The following is a 20,477-nucleotide window of genomic DNA, read 5'->3' as shown; positions in this document are numbered from 1 at the left end:
ACCTAAAGGGGATAATATCATACTCAGGCTCTTTTTCTTATTTATATTTTAAGAGTAAACTGTTACTACGCAGTTTTACTTAATTTATATGTTCCGTGGTTGTTTTTACGGAAAAGTTTAGGGGAAACATAGCCATCTAATCCAATACGTCCAGCGTTCTGCCCTGCAACTAAAATGAACATAGTCAAAATAAGTAAGTTTGGGTTTACACTAACAGTTCCGCTTAATAAAAATGAAAGATTCATTATGATTCCGAAAAATGCAGCTGTTTTTGTTAATCCGCCTAAAATTAAACCTAGACCTACTAAAATTTCTCCCCATTGAACTAAAAAGCTAAATAGGTCTGCGTTTGGAAGAACAAAATGTTGAAGAAAGTCTGCCCACCAACTTTGTACGGCAGGGTGGTCACCTGATGCTTGAGCAATAGCACCCTTTAGAAAGCCACTTGCGTCAAAAGATTGTCCGAAGACTTTGCCTATCCCAGCAGCGAACCATGTATATCCTATGTAAAGCCGTAAAAGTAATAATATGAAAGTAGCACGTTTATCAGTTCTTAAAAAATTGATAACCATTGAAATCCCTCCAATATTGTATTTACATGTTTATTATATATCCATTGTGAATAAATTCACAATGGATATAATGTGAACAAGTTTATAATTTTTTATTTGTAAAATTGTACATAAAGCATTTTGAAATTTATTTTTGGAAGGTGAAGAATAAATGTGGTATGGGAGCTATCTATTTTAGTAGAGAGCTCCCATAGTAAACAGATTCATTTAGTTTTTTTAGCATATCTGGGCATTACTATTATTTCTCCGGTTTTATATAAGGAACAATTTGCGCAGTCACTCCTACAGAAGCACCACGAATAAAGTCTTGATTTTCTAACGCCTTAAAGTTTTCCGTTTTTCCTGTTAGCATAACACCTAAAATTTTCACTTGATCGAATGGTTTGTTTTTGTTTGCTTTTAAAAATTTCTGGATATCTTCGTCATGTCCATCGTCATCGTATTGGTTAAGTGAATCAACGAACTCTTTGTACGCTTCTTCAGGAGACTTGTCTGGATTGAATCCGTAAACGGGCATACCGGCAGGTCCTTCACTTTCATCTCCAATGGGTGAGGTCATATATAGCCATACGATATTTAAGTTATCTGGTATTTTTGTTTGAATTTCTTTTAATGTATAAGGTTGATTGAAAGAGATGGCAACTTCGGCAACATAGTTGTTCATTTGTGAAACTGCCCCTAATTCATTTTGCACACCATCGTGATAATCTTTAATAGCCGGATTATAAAATGTCGCAAATTTATTCTTTGTTTGTTTATCATACTCATAGAAATTTGTATCTGACCAATAAAAGCCAGGTGTTAACTCATTGAAGTCAATATGAGTCAGGAACCAACCATAAGAACTTGTTAATGTGTTCCATGGGACTACATAACCGTTAATGTTTTTGGAACGGTTTGATATAATATTGCCACCGAACATAGAAGAATTACTCGTAACTTGAGAATCAATATGGACATTAGGTTCTGCAATTGAGTTATGTAAAAATAGTCGTTCGTGAAGCTTTGTCGAACTTTTCGCTGCAAAGTAATTGCCAACTTTATAAATGATAGGGATAAGCATGATTACAACGATAACAGAAGTAATGATGATTTTAAGTAACTGTTTTCTTTTAGCTTTTTTTAATGCATCTTTTAAAGAAGTATCCATTAAGGTTTTCCTCCTATTTCTGAGTGAATTGCTTTACGTGCACGATGTAACTTTTGTTTGACGCTGTTAACTTGAATATCTAGTATTAGGGCGATTTCTTCATATGAAAAATCATAATAATATTTTAAAAAGAAGGCTTCTTTATATTCTAGTTTTATATCTTTTAATAAATAGAAAATCTCATCTTTATTTAAAACAGCATCCAATTTTCGGTCTGTATACTGTAGTTTTGAATAAATCTCTTCAGTTAAATAGATGTTTTGCTGCTCTTTTTTTCTCTTCAAGTCAATGTATTCATTTAATGCGACCCTAAAAAACCATGGCCGTATGTTACTTTCGGTTAGGTCATCTAGCAACGTATATACTTTATAGAAAGTATTTTGGATGATGTCTTCTGCATCTTCTTTTATAGCCCCTTTCGCTAATAGTAGTTTGAACACTTCCTCTCCTAAATTGATAAGATAGGAGGTCAATATATTTTCTTTTCCCATCATTTTCCTCCCTACACTTATACAACGAATAGGTAATGGTAAATGTATACACTTAAATTTAAATTAGTTATTAACTATGGTTTATAGTACATGATACTTTATAAACAAGAGTGGTTATTTTATTTTTTGAAATATTAAATCTTTAATGGTAGAATGAAATTTGGAGATATATGGAGAGGGGACAAAGACTCAATATGTGGATGAACTTGTAATGATTCGAAATTAGATAGATGAATTTTTCTCTCATAAGCGAGGGTTTATTTAGTTATCTGTAAATCATTCAAGGAATGCATATTTGGCTTGTACATTCCTTTTATAAGGATAGGTGCCTATTTTATGTATCTGTCTTTTTTGTGGGAAAGTTTATATCTCTTATATAAAATATGCGTCCTTTAAACTTGGAGGAGTATATGATGAACCAATTAAAAAATAAAGTAGCAGTTGTTACAGGCGTAAGTCGTCTAGATGGTATAGGCGCAGCAATTTGTAAAGAATTAACTGAATCAGGATACGATATATTTTTTACGTATTGGACAGCTTACGATAAAGAGATGCCTTGGGGCGTTGATAAAAATGAACAAATACAATTAAAAGAAGAGTTACTAAAAAACGGTGTTAAAGTATCAAGTATGGAGTTAGATTTAACTCAGAATGATGCACCGAAAGAGCTTATAAATAAAGTTACTGAACAATTAGGGTACCCTCATATATTAATTAATAATGCAGCATATTCTACGAATAATGATTTCTCTACTTTGACTGCTGAAGAATTAGATAGGCATTACATGGTAAATATTCGTGCAACTACATTGTTAAGCAGTCAATTTGCCCGAGGATTTGATGAAAAATCTGGTGGTAGAATTGTGAATATGACTTCGGGGCAATTTCAAGGGCCTATGGCTGGAGAACTGGCGTATGCAACAACGAAGGGAGCTATTGATGCTCTTACTAGCACGTTGTCAGCGGAGGTAGCTCATTTAGGAATAACAGTGAATGCAATTAATCCAGGACCAACCGATACAGGATGGATGACTGAAGAGATAAAACAAGGGTTAAAGCCGATGTTTCCTTTTGGCAGAATTGGTGAGCCAAAGGATGCAGCTAGACTTATTAAATTTTTAGTAAGTGAAGAAGCTGAGTGGATTACTGGGCAAGTTATTCATTCAGAAGGTGGATTTAAAAGATAAAAAGAAGGTATCTCACCTTGGTGAGATACCTTCTTTTTTAATCTTTCTTCAGTCTTCGTGCAACACCATTCCCTAAAGACTGTAATCCTTGAACGATGATAATTAAAATAAAGACGGTTGCATACATGACTTCAGGTTCGTAGCGTAAATGTCCGAAGCGATATGCTAAATCCCCTAGCCCGCCAGCACCTACAAGACCAGCCATTGCTGTTGCGCCGATTAAGCCAATCGTTGCAATTGTTAATCCGAGTACAAGGGAGGGACGAGCTTCTTTCACCATAACGTGCCAAATGATTTTTATAGTAGAAACGCCCATCGCTTGGTAGGCTTCAATGACACCGCGATCTACTTCTAGTAAAGCTGTCTCCATTAAACGTGCGATATAAGGGGCTGTGAAGACGACAAGCGGTACGATAACACCTTGCACACCAATGGATGTTCCCATCAGAAATTTTGTGAAAGGTAAAATAAAGAATAATAGAATGATAAATGGAAGAGAGCGAATGACATTAATAACTGTATTAAGAATAGGATAGATAATTTTATTTTCATGCTGTCCACCAGGTCTCGTTAAAACAAGTGTGACACCAAGTGGCAGTGCAATAAGGATCGAGATGAGTAATGAAATAGATGTCATTTGAAATGTTTGGATTGTTGCTTCCCATATGACTTTACCCCATTCATCCAAAAAGGACTTGTTTCCCATAATCTGTTCTACCTCCTTCTACGATGATTCCTTGCTCTTGTAAAAATGATAAAGCACGGTGGATTTCATTTTGTTCCCCTTGCATATGAACGACAAGTTTCCCGTATGCCTCATGTTTTAACTGCGTAATATTACCGGACAAAATATTCGGATATACTTGGAAACGTTTCGTAGCGACAGCTAAGGCAGGTTCTCCTGAAGTAGTGCCAATAAATGAAAGTGTTACAATTTCTCCAGTACTTTGTAGTTCTTTCTGTACCTCTTCTGGAATTTTCGCTGCAAATGCGCTATTTACAAATTTCTTCGTTGTTACATGTTGTGGGTTTGTGAAAATATCTTTCACAGTCCCGCTTTCGACTACAGATCCATGTTCCATAACGGCAACGTGGTCGCATATACGCTGGATGACATTCATTTCGTGTGTAATGAGTAAAATCGTAATTCCAATTTCTTCGTTAATCTTTAATAACAAATCAAGGATGGAATCGGTTGTTTCTGGGTCTAATGCGCTTGTTGCTTCATCACTTAATAAAACTTCAGGTTCATGTGATAGTGCACGTGCAATGGCAACGCGCTGTTTTTGACCGCCAGAAAGTTCACTTGGATAAGCATCTTTTCGATTGAAAAGATCGACAACGCGTAAATACTTTTCTACCCTTTTTTCAATTTCCGCTTTTGGAATGCCAGCAAGGCGTAAAGGTAATGCAATATTTTCATAGACGGTAACAGTTTTAAGTAAATTAAAACCTTGAAAAATCATTCCGATCTTTTGTCGCGCCTTTGCTAGTTCTTTTGTCGATAAAGTTGTTAAGTCTTGTTCGTTTACAATGATAGTTCCTGTCGTTGGTTTTTCTAATAAATTTACACATCGAATCAATGTACTTTTACCAGCGCCACTATACCCAATGATTCCAAATACCTCGCCTTTTTCTACTTTAAGGGAAGTAGACTTAAGAGCCTCAACATTCCCTTTTTTTGTTGTAAATACTTTGGATATGTTTTTTAATTCAATCATTATCGTCAGCTCCTACCAAGATGGTAAAACTGAACCATCAAATTTTTTCTCGATAAACTCTTTTACTTCTTTAGATTGATAAGCTTTCTTTAATTTGTTTACAACGGCATCATCTTTATTTTCAGTACGAACAACGACCCAGTTCACGTATGGTGAATCTTTTCCTTCGCGGAAAATGGAATCTTTCGCTGGATTTAGTTTTGCACCTAATGCAAAGTTTGTGTTAATCGCAGCAGCTTTCACTTCACTTAGCTGTGTTGGTAATTGAGATGCCTCTAATTCAACAATCTTTAAATTTTTCGGATTTTCAATTACATCTTTTGCAGTCGCTTTTTCTGTAGCCTTTGGATCAACTTTTAAAACCCCTGCTTTTTCAAATAATTTTAAAGCTCGAAGTTCATTCGTTGGGTCATTTGGTACAGCAATTGCATCGCCCTCTTTTAAGTCTTTTACATCTTTTATGTCTTTAGAATATACGCCCATAGGGAATGTTACTGTTGAAAATACTTCAGCTAATTTCATATTGCGTTCAGCTTTAAAGACATCTAAATACGATTTCGTTTGGTAGCTATTTACATCAAGGCTTTTTTCATCTAAAGATACGTTTGGCGCTACATAATCATTAAATACTTTTATATCAATTTCGAGACCATCTTTTGCTGCAACTTCTTTTACCTTTTCAAAAATTTGTTCATGTGGTCCACCTGTTACACCGACAGTAATCTTTTTCTCGTCTAATGCTTTTACCTCTTTATCTGAACTCACGCTACATGCGCCTAATAATAATACTGCTCCGCTTACAATGCTTAATAATACCTTTTTCATCTATAAATCCCCCTTCTTATACGTTCCAAAATAAAAAGCACCTCCCAAAAATAAGAGAGGTGCCGAATAGACGAAATAGATTCCTCTCTTATCTTCCAAAACGAAAACTCGTTTTGCAGGAATTAGCACCTTAGCTTATACGTTATAAGCTCGGTTGCCGGGCATCATCGGGCCAGTCCCTCCGCCACTCTTGATAAGAGTATGTATATGTAGTTTTTAAATATGGTACTAATAGTAAATCTTACAAAAGGAATTGTCAATATTATTTTCAGAATATATTCTATTTTAAGGTAATCGAAACATTTCCTTTTTTATGGCCCATTTCTACATACGTATGGGCTTCTGCAACTTCTTCTAATCGGTAAGTTCTATCAATAACAGGTTTTAGCTTTTCTGTTTCAGCTAGTTGTTTTAGTAGGTTCATATCTTCTTTACTGACCTTTGCCATCATTCCGTTCACAGATACATATTTTCCATTAGGCATTAATGCATCTGTACAAAGAGACTTTTTATATTTTCCAACTGCATCAAATATAATATCGTAGTGCTCGCCCTGCTTAGTAAAATCTTCTTTCATATAATCAATTACGTTGTCTGCCCCTAAACCTGTTACTAAATCGAAATTCGAACTACTACAAATGGCTGTGACAGTCGCCCCGAAGTATTTAGCAAGTTGTACGGCAGCTGTCCCTACTGACCCAGAGGCGCCGTATATAAGTACTCGTTGTCCTTTTTTTATCTGTCCTTTTCTAAGGAAGTGCAATGCTGAAGTTCCGCCAAAAGGAATAACGGCAGCTTCTTCATATGTCACATTGGTAGGTTTTAATGCTATTAATCCACTTTCATGCACGCATGTGTATTCGGCATAACCACCAAGGTTTAGTTCTGTTAATGCAAAAACTGGATCTCCTTTTTTAAATTGTGTTACATCTGTTCCAATGTCTTCGATTTCACCGGATAACTCTACGCCAAGTATAGGTTTTCTCGGTTTTCTGAAACCTAATATGATACGCATAGGAATCCAAAATAAGAGGGGGCTATTAAAGCCACGTATTCTACAATCTCCAGTCGATACACTTGTTGCGTGAATTTTAACTAATACTTCATTTTTTTTAGGTTTAGGCTTTTCTATATTTTGAAGCTGGAGAACATTAGGTGGTCCATACTTTGTGCAAATAATCGCTTTCATAAATGACCTCCTGAAATGAGTTGTTATTATTTACATCATATTTAAACTTTTCCTCAAACATGTTGTTATATGGGGAATAAATTTAAAGAGAAATATTACGAATTATATAGATTTCATAGGAAAAGAGATGATATTATTTTGGGGAAGGAGTGGACGTTATGAAAAAACTTATTTTAATTTCAAGCTTAGTACTTGCAGTCGGTCTAGGAGTAGGGTGTAGTAATGAGAAAACAAAAAAGACTGATGAACCGAAAAAAGAAGCTGTGCAGAAAGAAAAAGAATTAACAGCGAAGGATGTTTTCAATAAAGCGAATGAAGCTTTTAAAAACGAAGAAAATGTAACGATGACATATGATGTGGGAATAAAGGCTGAAGGAACAGAGATGAATGTAATGAAGGCCAAAATGCAACTAGAGCCGAAGAAAAAGAATTCTCGTTCTGAAATGAATGTTTCTGGTACAGAGGTTGTTGTTTATGATGTAGGTGGAAAAATTGCTGGTCAGGTAAAAAATCCTAGTACGGGTGAAGTTATGTCTGTACCAGAGGAACAATTAAATGCTAACGGAATGAATGCGACTCAAGGAATGGTAGATAATTTAGAAGTTCCATCGGAAATTTTAAACAAGGTGAAGATGGAGAAAAGCGGAGATAAGTATAAGCTGAAATTTGCATTAAAAGGACAAGAGACAGAGAGTATGCTAGCTAGTATGGATGAAAAGCAGAAACAAATGCTACAAGGCCAAAATGCAAAGATAGAAGAAATAGATGGGGAATATATTATTACAAAAGATTTTAAATATGAATCAGCAAAGATAGATATGGTTATGAGCAGTAATGGTGAGGATAAAGCACACATTATTACGGATGCAAAGTTTACATCGTATGATAAATTTGAACCAATACAATTGCCAGCAGCAAAGTAATGACTGTTAAGAGAGGTACCTGAAAGAACAGGTATCTCTTTTTGTTGCTAATAAGGAGAGTGTCATTTGAAAAAAAGAAAGATAGCAGTGATCATTGTAGCATATACGGTTTTGCTTGCAACGTCTGTACATACGTATAAAAAACAACTTGATCATCCTATTATGAGCGATGTAGGTAAGTTGCTTCCAACAAAAATAAAACGTGTTGAAAGTGCTACGGAAGAGCACTCGTTAATAAAATTAGTGCGAGATGCAAAAGTTTCGGGAGAGAAAATTTCCATTGCAGGTATGCAACATAGCCAAGGAGGACAGACATATTATCCGAACGGTACGATGCTCGATATGAAAGGATATAATAAAATATTAGAATTTGATCCAGAGAAGAAGCGGATTACAGTTCAAAGCGGTGTCACGTGGAATGATATTCAGAAGAAAATAAATCCATATGGTCTTGCGGTCCAGGTCATGCAGTCTCAAAATATTTTTACTGTCGGTGGTTCATTAAGTGTAAATGTACATGGGCGTGATATTCGTCACGAATCATTGATTGATACGGTTGAATCATTTCGACTATTAATGGCAGATGGTACGGTACGTAATGTAAGTAGGGAAGAGAATAAGGAGTTATTCCCATATGTCATTGGTGGTTACGGTTTATTCGGAATTATTTTAGATGTGACGCTAAAGTTAACAGATGATGAATTATATGAAATGCACACGAGAATGATAGATTATAAAGAATATGCATCTTATTTCAAAGAGAAAGTGAAAAGGGATGAGAATGTTCGTATGCACTTAGCACGTATTTCTGTTGCTCCAAATTCATTTTTAAAAGAGATGTATGTGACAGATTATACTTTGGCACAAAATCAAAATATGAGAGAAGAGTACAGTGAATTAAAAGAAGAAAATATTATAGCTGCACCGAAATTTTTACTTGGGTTATCGCGTTATAGTGATTGGGGAAAGAATACATTTTGGGATATACAAAGAAGTTACTTTGAACGTACAGATGGAAAGTATGAGACACGTAATAATGTTATGAGATCAGATAGTGCCTTTATGGAATATGAAAATCCAAATAGGACCGAAGTGTTACAAGAATACTTTGTACCTATAGATTCTTTCACGGAGTATATAGATGATTTACGTAACGTATTAAATGAAGAAGAGTTTAATTTGCTCAATATTACGATTCGTTACGTGGAAAAGAATGAAAATGCAGTTTTGTCCTATGCGAAAGATGATATGTTTGCGCTGGTTCTTTTAATTAACCAGGGACGCTCAGATAGTGAGATAAAGAAAACAGAGGATGTCATTCGGAAGATGATTGATGTTACTTTAAAGCATAACGGTAGTTACTATTTGCCGTACTATTCTTATCCGACGAAAGAGCAGTTAAAGAGGGCATATCCTCGTATTGAAGAATTTCTCAAGAAAAAGAAGGAAATAGATTCAGAAGAGAGATTTGTGAATTTATTTTATAGGGAGTATACGAAATGACATATAGAAGATTTGTAGCCTCACAAAGTATCATCATGATGGCAGGAAGTATGGTATTTCCTTTTTATATATTATTACTTAGGAACGTTGGAAATAGCTTCTCGCAATTTGGCTGGGCGTATGGCTTATTTGCTTTAACATCAGCACTTGTATATCCACTAGTGGGAAAGGTATCTGATCAAGTAGGTGATAGAAAATTATTAATAGTATACGCGTGGTCTATGGCAATATTAATGCTTTGCTTTCCGATTGCCACGGAAGTATGGCATGTGTATATTCTTCAAATTGTAATGGGAGTTTTAGGTGCTGTGCAGCGTAATACTGAGAAGACGTCTTTAGCACGAAAGGTTGCGCAGGAAAAGGCTGGCTATGAGATTGGGAAATACCATGTGTGGACATCCATTGGCGGAGCAGTAGCGGTTATTGTCACAGGATATTTAGTAGATTTCTTTACGATTGGTACAATTTTTTATATTGCATCTATTTTATATGTAGTGAGTGGGATTGTATTAAGTAGTAAAAAAATATAACGATTCCTATTTTCACCTGAATACCCTTTATTTGTTATACTAAAAGGGAATACAAAAGAAAAGGGGACAGTGCCTTTGATGAAATTTTTAGTTTTAGCTATTCTCACTTTGTTTTTGATTCCATGGACAAGAAGTAGCAGTAAGCTTCGAGCAGTGGATAAGAAGGGAGGTAAGAAGGTTGTAAAGGGTAAGAAATCATCTGTTTTAGTTATTCCTGTTTTATTTTGGATAGGTATTGCAATCTATGAATACTTTTGGCTAATTGATGATCGAGTAGATTCGATTCTTACTCATTATTCTGTTGCAGCAGCAATTTTAATTGGGCTTGTTTTATTTTCACAAGATCAAATAGGAAAATTAGAAGGTACGTTAAAAGGACTTCTAATGTTTATTTTACTCGCAAGTTACGGCTACTTTGGTTATTTGCACGATATAGTAATCTCGCAAAAGAAATATGATTCTGTTGTTAAGGTAGAGAAAGATATTTCAGAGCCGTTTACTGAAAATGACCAGCCGTTTACAGTGCCGCCAAAGACAGCGGAGAATAAGATGAAAAAAGTATTTGGTGATATTCCGAAAGTAGCTTATTTTGAGCTAGGAGAATTAACGCCACAAATGGTAAACGGTGAGGCTTTATATGTAGCGCCGATTGAAGTTTCAGGATTTTTTAAAGCGCGTAAAGCTGAGACAATTCCAGGGTATGTAACGATGTCAGGTACGAATCCTGATGCGGAAGCGAAACTGCACCTCGGTTATAAAATGAAATATGTGCCAAGCATGTTTTTCGGTAATAATTTAGAGCGTGTGGTAAGGCAAGCAGAACCAAATTTAATCTTTAAAGGGAAACCTAAATTTGAGGTTGATGATAAAGGGAAACCATATTATACAATGACGTATGGTGAATTTATTTCAGGAAGATCTGGATTTGAGGTAGATGGTGTTGTCGTAGTAGATGCACAAACAGGTGAAGTGAAAAGGTATGATAAAGGAAAGGCACCTAAATTTGTTGATGGTGTATTAAATCATGAGACTGCATCTACGTTAAATACGTACTTTGGTAAATATATTCACGGATTTTGGAATACGAAATTCTCGCAAACTGATATGAAGATTCCGACTGAGTGGGGAACGAAAGAAGGAGTTACACCAATCTTTGGTAAGGATGGAACGCTATATTACTTTACTGATTTCACCTCTCCGAAAGAAGGAGTAGATTCTGCGTTAGGTTACTCGCTTATTGATGCGCGTACAGGTAAGTTGTATTACTATAACGGCAAAGAAGTAAAGGGAATTATGGATGGTTCAGCAGCTACAGAAGTAGTAGATAACTCCTTTAAGAGAGAGAAATGGCATGGGACAATGCCTGTCATTTATAACGTATATGGTAAACCAGCTTGGATTATTCCGGTTGTTGATGACGGAGGCCTAGTACGTGCACATACAGTTGTATATGCTGCTAATGCAAAAATATTTGCGACAGGTTCTTCGCAGAAAGAAGCGCTCGAGAATTATAAAAACGTAATGAGCGGGAATGGTGATACCTTTAGACCAACCTCAACAGGAAAAGAAGCGCAAAAAGAAGGTATTGTACAACGTGTATATAAAGAAAAATCAGGTGAAAATACAATCGTGTACGTGCTTTTAGAGAATGAACAAAAGGTATTTATGATACCTGTGAAGAAATTCCCATATGCTATGTTTACAGAAGTGGGAGATCCAATTCAAATTACATATTTAGATACGGGAGAGACGATGGCCTCGGTATCTAAATTTACGAATAGTAATGTGAAAAAGTAAAGCGATAGAATCTCTATCGCTTTTTTTTGCGTTATGAAAGAGGAAAATGCGCTGTACTTGACGTATGTTTATGATGTAACTATAATTGTTACGATTCAATGTGTATAGGAAAGGGTGAATGGAAAAAGTGAATGAAGTTAATCACGAAATATATAAACCTGTAAAGATGAACAGGTTATGGATGATTCTTGTATTAGGGACACTTACGGCGATTGGACCATTATCTATTGATATGTATTTGCCTTCGTTACCAAAGTTAACGGATGATTTACAAACAGGCGCATCCCTCGCGCAGCTTACATTGACAGCTTGTTTACTTGGGTTATCAGTAGGACAATTATTTGTCGGTTCAATTAGTGACATTTATGGAAGACGCAAACCTCTTATTATTGCTCTTATTATTTATGTTGCTTCTTCTTTACTTTGTGCTATTGCGCCATCTATTTGGACTTTAGTGTTATTACGCTTCTTACAAGGAGCTTCAGGATCAGCAGGGATTGTTATATCACGTGCAATGGTACGTGATATGTACTCAGGTTCTGAAATGACGAAGTTTTTCTCACTGCTTATGTTAGTAAACGGAGCAGCACCTATTTTAGCTCCAATTATTGGAGGGCAATTATTACAGTTTACAACGTGGCGCGGTGTCTTTATCGTTCTTGGAGCAATTAGTGTATTTATGTTAGTTTCAGCTACTTTCGTATTACGCGAAACATTACCTCCTGAAGAAAGAGAGACAGGTGGTTTGTCAGGAACGTTGGCGACATATGGAAAACTGTTAAAGGATCGTTTATTTATGGGATATGCATTGTCACAAGGATTAGTAACAGCGGCAATGTTTGCGTACATTTCGGGATCACCATTTGTATTGCAAAATATATACGGTGCATCACCACAGCAATTTAGTTTGTTCTTTGCAATTAACGGTATTGGTATTATTATTGCCAGTCAGGTTACTGGTCGCTTAGCTGGTAAAGTTAGTGAGAAGACATTATTTGTCTCTGGCATCATTATTGCAGCTGTTGGTGGTCTATCTTTACTACTGACAATCTTACTAGGAATAGGTTTAATTGGTGTTTTATGCTCGTTATTCCTTGTTGTATCAAGTGTCGGTGTTGTATCGACAACTGGATTCTCGTTAGCGATGAGAAATCAAAAACAAGCTGCAGGAACAGCGTCAGCTTTATTAGGTTTATTACAGTTTATTTCAGGAGCACTTGTTGCGCCGCTAGTAGGTATTGGTGGAAGTAATACAGCATTACCGATGGGTGTTGTTATTGCGCTTTGTGAAATTGGTGCCGTATTATGTTATCTATTTATGGCTAGAAGAAGTGAGAAGCAGTTTGAACTGCAGCGAAAACAAAATCTAGAGGCTTAACAAAAAAGAACTGATTCAAAGGAAATATTTGAATCAGTTCTTTTTTTCATTTCTTTGAAATACCTCATACATATTATTCATGATCGTATCATATAAAACAGCAAGTTTGTCCCACACCCAGCGATTACTATCGACTTCTTTTTCCCCACAGTCGATAATATCGGTATGATCGGTAATTTTATGCGCTTTTTTAACTATAACAGGAGTAATCTTCGGTATACGTGGGATTTCTTTTAAGATATCTGCAAAGTTTCCAATGTAGACATGACCGATGATTTCAATTGTTAATGATTTATCCGATATATTTAGCACAGTATGAAATTGATTTGTATGTTGTTGTTTTAAATATTGGGCTAACTTAAATGGAGCATGCTTCTTTTTTAATACACGGCGAAGGCTCTCTGTATTTTCGATATGAAGTGATTTTTCGCGAATAAGGACACGAATATCTTCTTCCATAAAACGCATTGTGTTGTACATAGATGATTCTCCTTAAAAACTTACATATGCTTGCTTTATGCATATGTAAGTCTAGCATGGTTTGTTCTTTATGTGTGCTTACATTTTTGTAAGGTGATGTAGTAGCGTTGCAAAACTTAATTGCATAAAGTGACGATACTGTGACAAAAATGTTGGTATGTATATTAAGGTATCGTCTTAAGTGTAAAAAGTAGGGTGTTCTCGGTATAATAACAAGTGGAGATAAAAGAAACTATAATGAGTAGTAGCTGTAGATAAAAGGAGAAGAAGAGATGAAGAAGGTTTTGGGTATTGCCGTAATGGGAGGTATGATCCTTCTAGCAGGGTGTAATGGAAATAAAGATACGAAAGAACCAAAAGAAAAAGTAGAGCAATCCACTGAGCAAACAGAAGAGATGAAAGAATACCGTGCAGTACATGAAAAATACGATGTGAAAATGAATAAAGAAATTAATAACGCACTGCAGCTATTTGAAGTGGCAAAGGAAAAGGGCGGTAAGGAAATAACGAAGGCTACATATAAAGAAGATGTGCAAAAGGTAACAACGAGCATGTTAGAAGATATTGATAATATACGTAAAGAAATTCATGTTCCGAAGTCGAAAGAGCAAGAACATGAGGTATATGTTGGTTTCTTAAATGAATCGGAACAAGCGATGAAAAAATTACAGAAGTTAGCTAAAGAAGAAGATTCATCATTGATTCGTGATATAGAAATTAATTTTGCAACAGCATCGACATACTATAAACGTTTTCAAGCAGAAACGAAAAAATAACCTTGCCTGTGCAAGGTTATTTTTTCTTCTTACCATCGCCGTCTTCATCCTTGGATACTAATACTTTCTGTTCTTCGTGAAATTCGGAAATTGTTTGACCGGTAATATTATCGAAGGGGGTGTAGAAAGAGGTGATGCGTTTCTTTTTAATAAATAGTTTATAGAAGCCGATGATGACAAGTATTACGATTGTTAATGGCAATCCGATAGTAGCAAGAAGTAAGGGATCCATCTTATACCTTCTTTAACATAATGTCTTTTTAGTATAAGCGAAAGACTGTAGTTTTGATAACTAACGACATTGAAAACTGATTTTTCTAAATATATCCAATTTGATTGACTTTTCATTTTTTCAGAATTATAATTCAAAATATACAATTTGAACCAAATAATAATATAGCAATTTACTTATCCAGAGAGGTAGAGGGACTGGCCCTATGACACCTCAGCAGCGGGTTCTGCAAGATGAACACCGTGCTAATTCCAGCAAGCAAGTCTTGAAAGATAAGTGATGGGCCTTTGTTTATTAAGCCTTGATCTTATTTTTTAAGATCAAGGCTTTTTGTTTTCTAAGAAGAGAAAAGGGAGTAATGGGAAAAATACGTCAATAAAACAAAGTAAATTCATGTGTTTAGGGGGTTATGGAGATGTATGTTATTAAAAAGTTATCGGTTATGGTGTTCACCCTTTGGGTTATTACGACAGTGACATTTCTAATTATGCATATTATTCCGGGAGATCCATTTTCATCAGATGCGAAAATCTTTCCAGAAGAAGTGATACAAAACATGAGAGCGAAGTATCACCTTGATGAACCGTTATGGAATCAATATGTTGCTTATTTAGACGGCGTAGTTCATTTTGATTTTGGTGAATCTGTTCAATCGACAGGGCAAGGTGTATCAGAAATTATAGCAACTGGCTTTGGTCCATCAGCAATTATTGGTCTACAAGCTCTTGTTATTTCATTGTTAGTCGGAATTGCTGCAGGAACATTTGCTGCTCTATATCATGGGAAAGTAATTGATTATAGTGTGAGTTTGCTGGCAATTCTCGGTATTTCTATTCCAAGTTTTATTTTAGCACCGCTATTTATACAAGTATTTGCTATACAATTTGAACTCTTACCAGTAGCCTCTTGGGGAACATTCGAACATACCGTATTACCATCTTTCGCATTGGCGTTAGGTCCAATCGCAGTGATTACAAGATTTGTTCGTTCTAATATGATCGAAGTTTTGCAGAGTGATTATATTAAGCTAGCGAGAGCAAAAGGTATACCAATTAAGAAGATTATTATAAGACATGCTCTTCGAAATGCGATTGTTCCAGTACTTACATTTGTTGGACCATTAATGGCTGGACTTTTAACAGGGACTTTCGTTATTGAAAAAATTTTTTCAATTCCTGGTCTAGGAAAATATTTTGTAGATAGTATTTTTAACCGAGATTATCCGGTGATCATGGGAACAACGATTTTCTATAGTGCATTATTAATTGCTTGTATTTTCATTACGGATATTATTCACCGTATTGTTGATCCACGTATTCGTTCTATTACATAAAGAGGGGGGATATTTAAATGGGAGCTTATGAAATTAATAAACAGTTATTAACGAATGAAGAGAAAAAAGAATTAACGATAAATAAAGATCAGCAAACGATTAGCCGAAAGAAAGAAGTGTTTCGTAAGTTTGTATCGAATCCAATCGCAGTTTTAGGAGCAGTGACGTTATTACTAATTATTGTTTTCTCACTTATTGGCGAAAGTTTAACACCTTTTACTGCGAGTGAACAAGTAAAAGAGTCAACAAACTTACCGCCTAGTAGTGAGCATTGGTTTGGAACGGATGATCTAGGGAGAGATATTTGGGCACGTACTTGGGCTGGTGGGAAGATTTCACTAACAGTTGGATTAGTAGCAGCTGCTCTCGATATAGGGCTTGGCGTACTGATTGGCGGATTTAGTGGATATGTGAGAGGGCGTAATCGCCTTGGAACGTTAATTGATGAGTGGATTATAAGAGGAATTGAAGTATTATACGGCATCCCATATTTACTAATTGTTATTTTACTATTAATTGTTATGAAACCAGGTCTTTTTACCATTATTATCGCTCTTGCATTAACGGGATGGATTGGAATGGCTCGTCTTATTCGAGCACAAGTATTGTCTTTAAAACAACGAGAATTTGTGATTGCAGCAGAGCGATTAGGTACATCGCATATGAAAATTATATATGGGCATTTAATTCCGAATTTAACAGGGATTATTATCGTGAATTTATCATTTACAATTCCAGCAGCTATTTTTTCAGAATCATTTTTAAGCTTTATAGGACTCGGGGTACAATCACCAGCGGCAAGCTGGGGGACGATGACGAACGATGCACTCGGGACGTTATTAAGCGGGGAATGGTGGCAACTATTCTTCCCAGCAATCATGATTGCACTCATTATGTTCGCATTTAATGCAATTGGTGATGGTTTGCAAGATGCAATTGATCCAAAAATCGTCAAACGGAATCGAAAGGAGAAAAAACATGGCACAAATCTTATCTTTAGAAAACGTAACGTTAGCCGTTGAAAAAGAGAATAGTAAGCAAGCAATTGTGAAACATGTTTCCTTTTCTATTAACGAAGGTGAAATCGTTGCACTTGTAGGAGAAAGTGGTTCAGGAAAAAGTGTTACGGCACAATCCATTATCGGACTAAATCAAGAATCAATTCATATCGATGATGGAAATGTATCTTTCCAATCAAAGGAATTAACGAATTTGCAAGAATCAGAATGGAATCAAATTCGAGGGAAAGATATTTCTTTTATCTTTCAAGACCCACTTTCATCTTTAAACCCAACGATGAAGGTAGGCAAACAAATTACAGAAGTGATTTTGCAACACGAAAAGAAATCGAAAAAAGAGGCAAAAGAAATTGCAATTAACTTATTAAATGATTTAGGGATACATGAAGCAGAGAAACGCTTTGAACAGTACCCACATCAATTAAGCGGGGGGATGAGGCAGCGTATATGTTTAGCAATTGCATTTGCTTGTCATCCAAAGCTTGTAATTGCAGATGAGCCGACAACAGCGTTAGATGTAACGATTCAGAAACAAATTATGGGGCTATTAAAAGAAAGAAAAGAAAAGCAAAATACGAGTATTTTATTAATTACACATGATTTAGCACTTGTACGTGAAGTAGCTGATCGAGTAGTTGTTATGTACGGGGGACGTGTCGTTGAAAAAGGAACGATACAGGAGGTAATAGGTTCTCCTAAACATCCATATACAAAAAGCTTATTACAAGCAATTCCGAATATGGATGATTCTGAAAAAGTATTACGTGCAATAGAAGGAACGACACCTTCCATTGAAACATTAAATAGCTTTGGTTGTCCGTTTGTAAATCGTTGTCCAGTAGCGATAAAAGAATGTATTCATCGCTTCCCAGAGAGAACCACATATTCTAAGGAGCATAGTTCACATTGCTGGCAGCATGTTCTAGAGCATAACCAAGCGAAATCAAAAGAGAAGGTGAATGCCTCATGACGAAAGATGTAATTACTGTAAAGCAAGTAACGAAAGCGTATGGAAGTAAAAATAAAGAAATCGTAGCGTTAAAAAATATATCACTTTCTATCCCGAAAGGAACAACACTTGGCATTATTGGCGAAAGTGGTTCGGGAAAAACAACACTTGGTAAGCTTATAGCTGGGATTGAGAAACCAACGTCTGGTGAAATTGATTATAACGGTCAAGTTGTTCACACGATGAAGTCAGCTTATAAGCGAGATTTTTTACAGAAAGTACAGTTCATTTTTCAAGATTCTACAGCTGCATTAAATCCGCGCTGGAAAGTACGCGATAGTGTAGCTGAAGGATATATTTCATTCGGCTTAGGCGATAAAAGATTGAAAGATAAAGTAGCGGGTGATGCGCTAGAGCGTGTTGGATTAGATAGAAGATATATTAATCGATATCCGCATGAATTTAGCGGAGGACAACGCCAACGTATCGCTATTGCAAGAGCGCTATTATGTAAGCCAGAAGTATTAATCCTTGATGAACCAATTTCAGCATTAGACGTTTCATTGCAAATTCAAATTGTTCATTTGCTGCAGAAGATTCAAAAGGAGCAAGGTTATACATATTTATTTATCGCGCATGATTTACCGATGGTTCACTATTTATGTGAAAAGGTGGCTGTCTTATATAAAGGAGAACTTGTTGAATTTGGAAATACGGACGAAGTATTCCGTAATCCACAACATTCTTATACAAAAACGTTATTAGCATCAACACCAAAAATTTCAGGTTAAAGGAGAATGTAGGATGAAGAAGTTTTTACTGTTTGTCATTATGACTGTTTTAGCGATTACTTCGGTCGCTTGCGGTAAGAAAGAGACGCAAAAGGCAAGTGCTGGTAAGGGAGAAGGAGATCGATTAGTAACGAATATTGGTAGCGATCCATATACACTTGATTCCGCTATTGCGACAGATAGCACGTCAGGTTATATAATTGGGCAGTTGTTTTCAAGTTTATATACGCAAGATAGTGATGGGAAATACCAAAATGAATTAGCAGAGAAAGAAGAAGTAAATGCTGATGGAACTGAATATACAATCCATTTAAAGAAAGATATTAAATGGTCAGATGGTTCTCCTATTACAGCAAATGATTTTGAGTTCGCATGGAAGCGACTATTAAATCCAAAAACGGGTTCTATGAATGCGACAGAAATGTATTTTATTAAAGGGGCAGAGGCATATAATACTGGAAAAGGTGAAGAGGGACAAGTTGGTATTCAAGTTGTTGATCCTCAAACATTAAAGGTAACCCTTGAGCATCCGGTTGCTTCTATTAAGCAAAAATTAGCAAGCTCATTATTTATTCCATTATCTAAAAAGTCGATTGATGATAATAATAAATTAAAAACAGATCCAAAAGAGTTAATTACGAATGGACCATTCACGTTAAAAGAGTGGAAGCATAACCAGGCTATTACAGTGCAAAAAAATAAAGAGTTCTATGATAAAAAGGTAACTCTAAAAGAAATTGAGTTTCGTATTATTCCCGACTCTAAAACAGCGTATCAATTATTTAAATCAAAAGAATTAGATTTACTAAGCAGTTTACCACAAGAGATGATTGAAAAAGAAAAAGGAAATAAAGAATATAAGCGTGTTGCAGGATTCTCATCTTATATTTATTCGTTTAACGTAGAAAAAGAGCCGTTTACAAATGCAAAGGTACGTAAAGCATTCTCATTAGCGGTTGATCGTAAGTTTATCGTTGAAAAATTGTATAAAAATAATGCGCAAGAAGCGTATGCATTCGTTCCAGAAGGAGCAAAAACACAAAGTGGTCGTGATTTCCGTAAAGAAAAAGGTGATTACGTTAAATTTGATCCAGCAGAAGCGAAAAAATTACTAGAAGAAGGTATGAAAGAACAAGGATGGTCTACATTACCTGAAGTAACATTAAAATTCACTACAGATACACAACATAAAAAGGTAGCAGAAGCAATGCAAGAAATGTTTAAGAAAAATCTTGGAGTAGATATTAAATTAGAAAATAAAGAGTGGAAGAGTTACATCGATACATACAAGCAAAGTGATTTCCAATTAGCTTATATGGGATGGGGCGGCTCTTTATTAGATCCGATTACTAAACTAGATTTATATGCAGGTGATGGTCCGAATAACTATGCAAAATGGCATAATAAAGAATTTGACGCCTTAGTAAAAGAAGCAGAAGTTGAGCAAAATGAAGATAAGCGTTTTGACTTATTGCATAAAGCGGAAGATATTATGTTTACAGATTCACCATTAATCCCAATTATTTTCCCAAGTGCTTCATATTTACAAAAACCATCAGTATCTGGTGTCCAATTCATTATCGGTTCTAGTCCAGAACTAAGATACGCAAAAATTAAAAAATAAAGAAGTA

At 35.6% G+C, this 20,477-nt stretch carries 21 protein-coding genes and 2 riboswitches; of the genes, 12 read left to right on the top strand and 9 right to left on the bottom strand.

Features of this window, described 5'->3' with window-relative positions:
- Positions 1 to 65: 65 nt before the first annotated feature.
- The 3 genes from COK05_RS09810 to COK05_RS09800 form a co-directional block, all read right to left on the bottom strand.
- A complete protein-coding gene (locus COK05_RS09810) occupies positions 66 to 572 on the bottom strand; it encodes a DoxX family membrane protein (protein ID WP_098612424.1) in 507 nt (168 codons plus the stop codon).
- 238 nt (positions 573 to 810) lie between these two features.
- Positions 811 to 1,722 (bottom strand): sigma factor regulator N-terminal domain-containing protein, encoded by a 912-nt coding sequence (locus COK05_RS09805; protein WP_098612423.1) that lies wholly within the window; start codon positions 1,720 to 1,722, stop codon positions 811 to 813.
- On the bottom strand, positions 1,722 to 2,213 hold the full coding sequence (locus COK05_RS09800; RefSeq protein ID WP_098612422.1) for an RNA polymerase sigma factor: 492 nt from the start codon (positions 2,211 to 2,213) through the stop codon (positions 1,722 to 1,724). Before COK05_RS09800 ends, COK05_RS09805 begins: the two co-directional genes overlap by 1 nt.
- Positions 2,214 to 2,623: 410 nt before the next feature.
- Here COK05_RS09800 and COK05_RS09795 point away from each other — a divergent pair, with 410 nt between their 5' ends.
- Positions 2,624 to 3,400 (top strand): SDR family oxidoreductase, encoded by a 777-nt coding sequence (locus COK05_RS09795; RefSeq protein WP_141538984.1) that lies wholly within the window; start codon positions 2,624 to 2,626, stop codon positions 3,398 to 3,400.
- Positions 3,401 to 3,437: 37 nt separating this feature from the next.
- Here COK05_RS09795 and COK05_RS09790 read toward each other — a convergent pair whose 3' ends face one another.
- From COK05_RS09790 to COK05_RS09775, 4 genes are all read right to left on the bottom strand, one after another.
- Positions 3,438 to 4,106, bottom strand: coding sequence for a methionine ABC transporter permease (locus tag COK05_RS09790; protein ID WP_098612420.1), 669 nt, complete (start codon positions 4,104 to 4,106; stop codon positions 3,438 to 3,440).
- Entirely contained in the window at positions 4,081 to 5,121 is a 1,041-nt protein-coding gene (locus COK05_RS09785; RefSeq protein ID WP_098612419.1) for a methionine ABC transporter ATP-binding protein, read from the bottom strand. Before COK05_RS09785 ends, COK05_RS09790 begins: the two co-directional genes overlap by 26 nt.
- 12 nt (positions 5,122 to 5,133) lie before the next feature.
- A complete protein-coding gene (locus COK05_RS09780) occupies positions 5,134 to 5,946 on the bottom strand; it encodes a MetQ/NlpA family ABC transporter substrate-binding protein (RefSeq protein WP_098612418.1) in 813 nt (270 codons plus the stop codon).
- A gap of 85 nt (positions 5,947 to 6,031) precedes the next feature.
- A riboswitch (SAM riboswitch) is annotated at positions 6,032 to 6,146 on the bottom strand.
- An 80-nt stretch (positions 6,147 to 6,226) separates the two neighbouring features.
- Entirely contained in the window at positions 6,227 to 7,135 is a 909-nt protein-coding gene (locus COK05_RS09775) for an NAD(P)-dependent alcohol dehydrogenase (RefSeq protein ID WP_098612417.1), read from the bottom strand.
- 158 nt (positions 7,136 to 7,293) lie between these two features.
- On the opposite strand from COK05_RS09775, the gene COK05_RS09770 reads away from it, so the two are divergent.
- From COK05_RS09770 to COK05_RS09750, 5 genes are all read left to right on the top strand, one after another.
- Entirely contained in the window at positions 7,294 to 8,058 is a 765-nt protein-coding gene (locus COK05_RS09770) for a DUF6612 family protein (protein ID WP_098612416.1), read from the top strand.
- Between the two features lie 66 nt (positions 8,059 to 8,124).
- On the top strand, positions 8,125 to 9,561 hold the full coding sequence (locus COK05_RS09765; RefSeq protein ID WP_141538983.1) for an FAD-binding oxidoreductase: 1,437 nt from the start codon (positions 8,125 to 8,127) through the stop codon (positions 9,559 to 9,561).
- Positions 9,558 to 10,091, top strand: coding sequence for an MFS transporter (locus COK05_RS09760; protein ID WP_098612415.1), 534 nt, complete (start codon positions 9,558 to 9,560; stop codon positions 10,089 to 10,091). The genes COK05_RS09765 and COK05_RS09760 overlap by 4 nt, the downstream gene beginning before the upstream one ends.
- A gap of 78 nt (positions 10,092 to 10,169) precedes the next feature.
- Positions 10,170 to 11,888, top strand: a complete 1,719-nt coding sequence (locus tag COK05_RS09755; RefSeq protein WP_098612414.1) for a DUF3981 domain-containing protein — start codon at positions 10,170 to 10,172, stop codon at positions 11,886 to 11,888.
- A gap of 118 nt (positions 11,889 to 12,006) precedes the next feature.
- On the top strand, positions 12,007 to 13,266 hold the full coding sequence (locus COK05_RS09750) for a multidrug effflux MFS transporter (RefSeq protein WP_141538981.1): 1,260 nt from the start codon (positions 12,007 to 12,009) through the stop codon (positions 13,264 to 13,266).
- A gap of 33 nt (positions 13,267 to 13,299) precedes the next feature.
- On the opposite strand, the gene COK05_RS09745 is transcribed toward COK05_RS09750, so the two are convergent.
- Positions 13,300 to 13,746 (bottom strand): hypothetical protein, encoded by a 447-nt coding sequence (locus COK05_RS09745; RefSeq protein WP_098612413.1) that lies wholly within the window; start codon positions 13,744 to 13,746, stop codon positions 13,300 to 13,302.
- Positions 13,747 to 14,018: 272 nt separating this feature from the next.
- Between COK05_RS09745 and COK05_RS09740 the strand changes: the two genes are divergently transcribed.
- Positions 14,019 to 14,522, top strand: a complete 504-nt coding sequence (locus COK05_RS09740) for a hypothetical protein (protein ID WP_098612412.1) — start codon at positions 14,019 to 14,021, stop codon at positions 14,520 to 14,522.
- 16 nt (positions 14,523 to 14,538) lie between these two features.
- On the opposite strand, the gene COK05_RS09735 is transcribed toward COK05_RS09740, so the two are convergent.
- Positions 14,539 to 14,754 carry a DUF3951 domain-containing protein gene (locus tag COK05_RS09735; RefSeq protein ID WP_098612411.1) on the bottom strand — a complete coding sequence of 72 codons (216 nt, stop codon included), beginning with the start codon at positions 14,752 to 14,754 and terminating at the stop codon, positions 14,539 to 14,541.
- Positions 14,755 to 14,927: 173 nt separating this feature from the next.
- Positions 14,928 to 15,033, top strand: a riboswitch (SAM riboswitch).
- A 136-nt stretch (positions 15,034 to 15,169) separates the two neighbouring features.
- On the opposite strand from COK05_RS09735, the gene COK05_RS09730 reads away from it, so the two are divergent.
- From COK05_RS09730 to COK05_RS09710, 5 genes are read left to right on the top strand one after another with little or no spacing between them, the layout of a single operon-like run.
- On the top strand, positions 15,170 to 16,087 hold the full coding sequence (locus COK05_RS09730) for an ABC transporter permease (protein ID WP_098612410.1): 918 nt from the start codon (positions 15,170 to 15,172) through the stop codon (positions 16,085 to 16,087).
- 17 nt (positions 16,088 to 16,104) lie between these two features.
- A complete protein-coding gene (locus COK05_RS09725; protein ID WP_098612409.1) occupies positions 16,105 to 17,109 on the top strand; it encodes an ABC transporter permease in 1,005 nt (334 codons plus the stop codon).
- A complete protein-coding gene (locus tag COK05_RS09720) occupies positions 17,066 to 18,076 on the top strand; it encodes an ABC transporter ATP-binding protein (protein WP_098612408.1) in 1,011 nt (336 codons plus the stop codon). The genes COK05_RS09725 and COK05_RS09720 overlap by 44 nt, the downstream gene beginning before the upstream one ends.
- Entirely contained in the window at positions 18,073 to 18,846 is a 774-nt protein-coding gene (locus COK05_RS09715) for an ABC transporter ATP-binding protein (protein ID WP_098612407.1), read from the top strand. Before COK05_RS09720 ends, COK05_RS09715 begins: the two co-directional genes overlap by 4 nt.
- A 13-nt stretch (positions 18,847 to 18,859) precedes the next feature.
- A complete protein-coding gene (locus COK05_RS09710; RefSeq protein WP_098612406.1) occupies positions 18,860 to 20,470 on the top strand; it encodes a peptide ABC transporter substrate-binding protein in 1,611 nt (536 codons plus the stop codon).
- The last annotated feature ends 7 nt before the right edge of the window (positions 20,471 to 20,477 follow it).

Source organism: Bacillus cereus (genome assembly GCF_002567495.1).
In the GTDB taxonomy this organism is placed as follows: Bacteria; Bacillota; Bacilli; order Bacillales; family Bacillaceae_G; genus Bacillus_A; species Bacillus_A cereus_AQ.
The sequence above is the reverse complement of the archived record's forward strand: the minus strand, read 5'-3'. Positions and strand labels throughout refer to the sequence as shown.

Excerpts from the sequence above, each read along its gene's own strand:
- COK05_RS09810 (WP_098612424.1), bottom strand. The coding sequence starts at position 572 with ATGGTTATCAATTTTTTAAGAACTGATAAACGTGCTACTTTCATATTA.
- COK05_RS09805 (WP_098612423.1), bottom strand. The coding sequence starts at position 1,722 with ATGGATACTTCTTTAAAAGATGCATTAAAAAAAGCTAAAAGAAAACAG.
- COK05_RS09800 (WP_098612422.1), bottom strand. The coding sequence starts at position 2,213 with ATGGGAAAAGAAAATATATTGACCTCCTATCTTATCAATTTAGGAGAG.
- COK05_RS09795 (WP_141538984.1), top strand. The coding sequence starts at position 2,624 with ATGATGAACCAATTAAAAAATAAAGTAGCAGTTGTTACAGGCGTAAGT.
- COK05_RS09790 (WP_098612420.1), bottom strand. The coding sequence starts at position 4,106 with ATGGGAAACAAGTCCTTTTTGGATGAATGGGGTAAAGTCATATGGGAA.
- COK05_RS09785 (WP_098612419.1), bottom strand. The coding sequence starts at position 5,121 with ATGATTGAATTAAAAAACATATCCAAAGTATTTACAACAAAAAAAGGG.
- COK05_RS09780 (WP_098612418.1), bottom strand. The coding sequence starts at position 5,946 with ATGAAAAAGGTATTATTAAGCATTGTAAGCGGAGCAGTATTATTATTA.
- COK05_RS09775 (WP_098612417.1), bottom strand. The coding sequence starts at position 7,135 with ATGAAAGCGATTATTTGCACAAAGTATGGACCACCTAATGTTCTCCAG.
- COK05_RS09770 (WP_098612416.1), top strand. The coding sequence starts at position 7,294 with ATGAAAAAACTTATTTTAATTTCAAGCTTAGTACTTGCAGTCGGTCTA.
- COK05_RS09760 (WP_098612415.1), top strand. The coding sequence starts at position 9,558 with ATGACATATAGAAGATTTGTAGCCTCACAAAGTATCATCATGATGGCA.
- COK05_RS09755 (WP_098612414.1), top strand. The coding sequence starts at position 10,170 with ATGAAATTTTTAGTTTTAGCTATTCTCACTTTGTTTTTGATTCCATGG.
- COK05_RS09750 (WP_141538981.1), top strand. The coding sequence starts at position 12,007 with ATGGAAAAAGTGAATGAAGTTAATCACGAAATATATAAACCTGTAAAG.
- COK05_RS09745 (WP_098612413.1), bottom strand. The coding sequence starts at position 13,746 with ATGTACAACACAATGCGTTTTATGGAAGAAGATATTCGTGTCCTTATT.
- COK05_RS09740 (WP_098612412.1), top strand. The coding sequence starts at position 14,019 with ATGAAGAAGGTTTTGGGTATTGCCGTAATGGGAGGTATGATCCTTCTA.
- COK05_RS09735 (WP_098612411.1), bottom strand. The coding sequence starts at position 14,754 with ATGGATCCCTTACTTCTTGCTACTATCGGATTGCCATTAACAATCGTA.
- COK05_RS09730 (WP_098612410.1), top strand. The coding sequence starts at position 15,170 with ATGTATGTTATTAAAAAGTTATCGGTTATGGTGTTCACCCTTTGGGTT.
- COK05_RS09725 (WP_098612409.1), top strand. The coding sequence starts at position 16,105 with ATGGGAGCTTATGAAATTAATAAACAGTTATTAACGAATGAAGAGAAA.
- COK05_RS09720 (WP_098612408.1), top strand. The coding sequence starts at position 17,066 with ATGGCACAAATCTTATCTTTAGAAAACGTAACGTTAGCCGTTGAAAAA.
- COK05_RS09715 (WP_098612407.1), top strand. The coding sequence starts at position 18,073 with ATGACGAAAGATGTAATTACTGTAAAGCAAGTAACGAAAGCGTATGGA.
- COK05_RS09710 (WP_098612406.1), top strand. The coding sequence starts at position 18,860 with ATGAAGAAGTTTTTACTGTTTGTCATTATGACTGTTTTAGCGATTACT.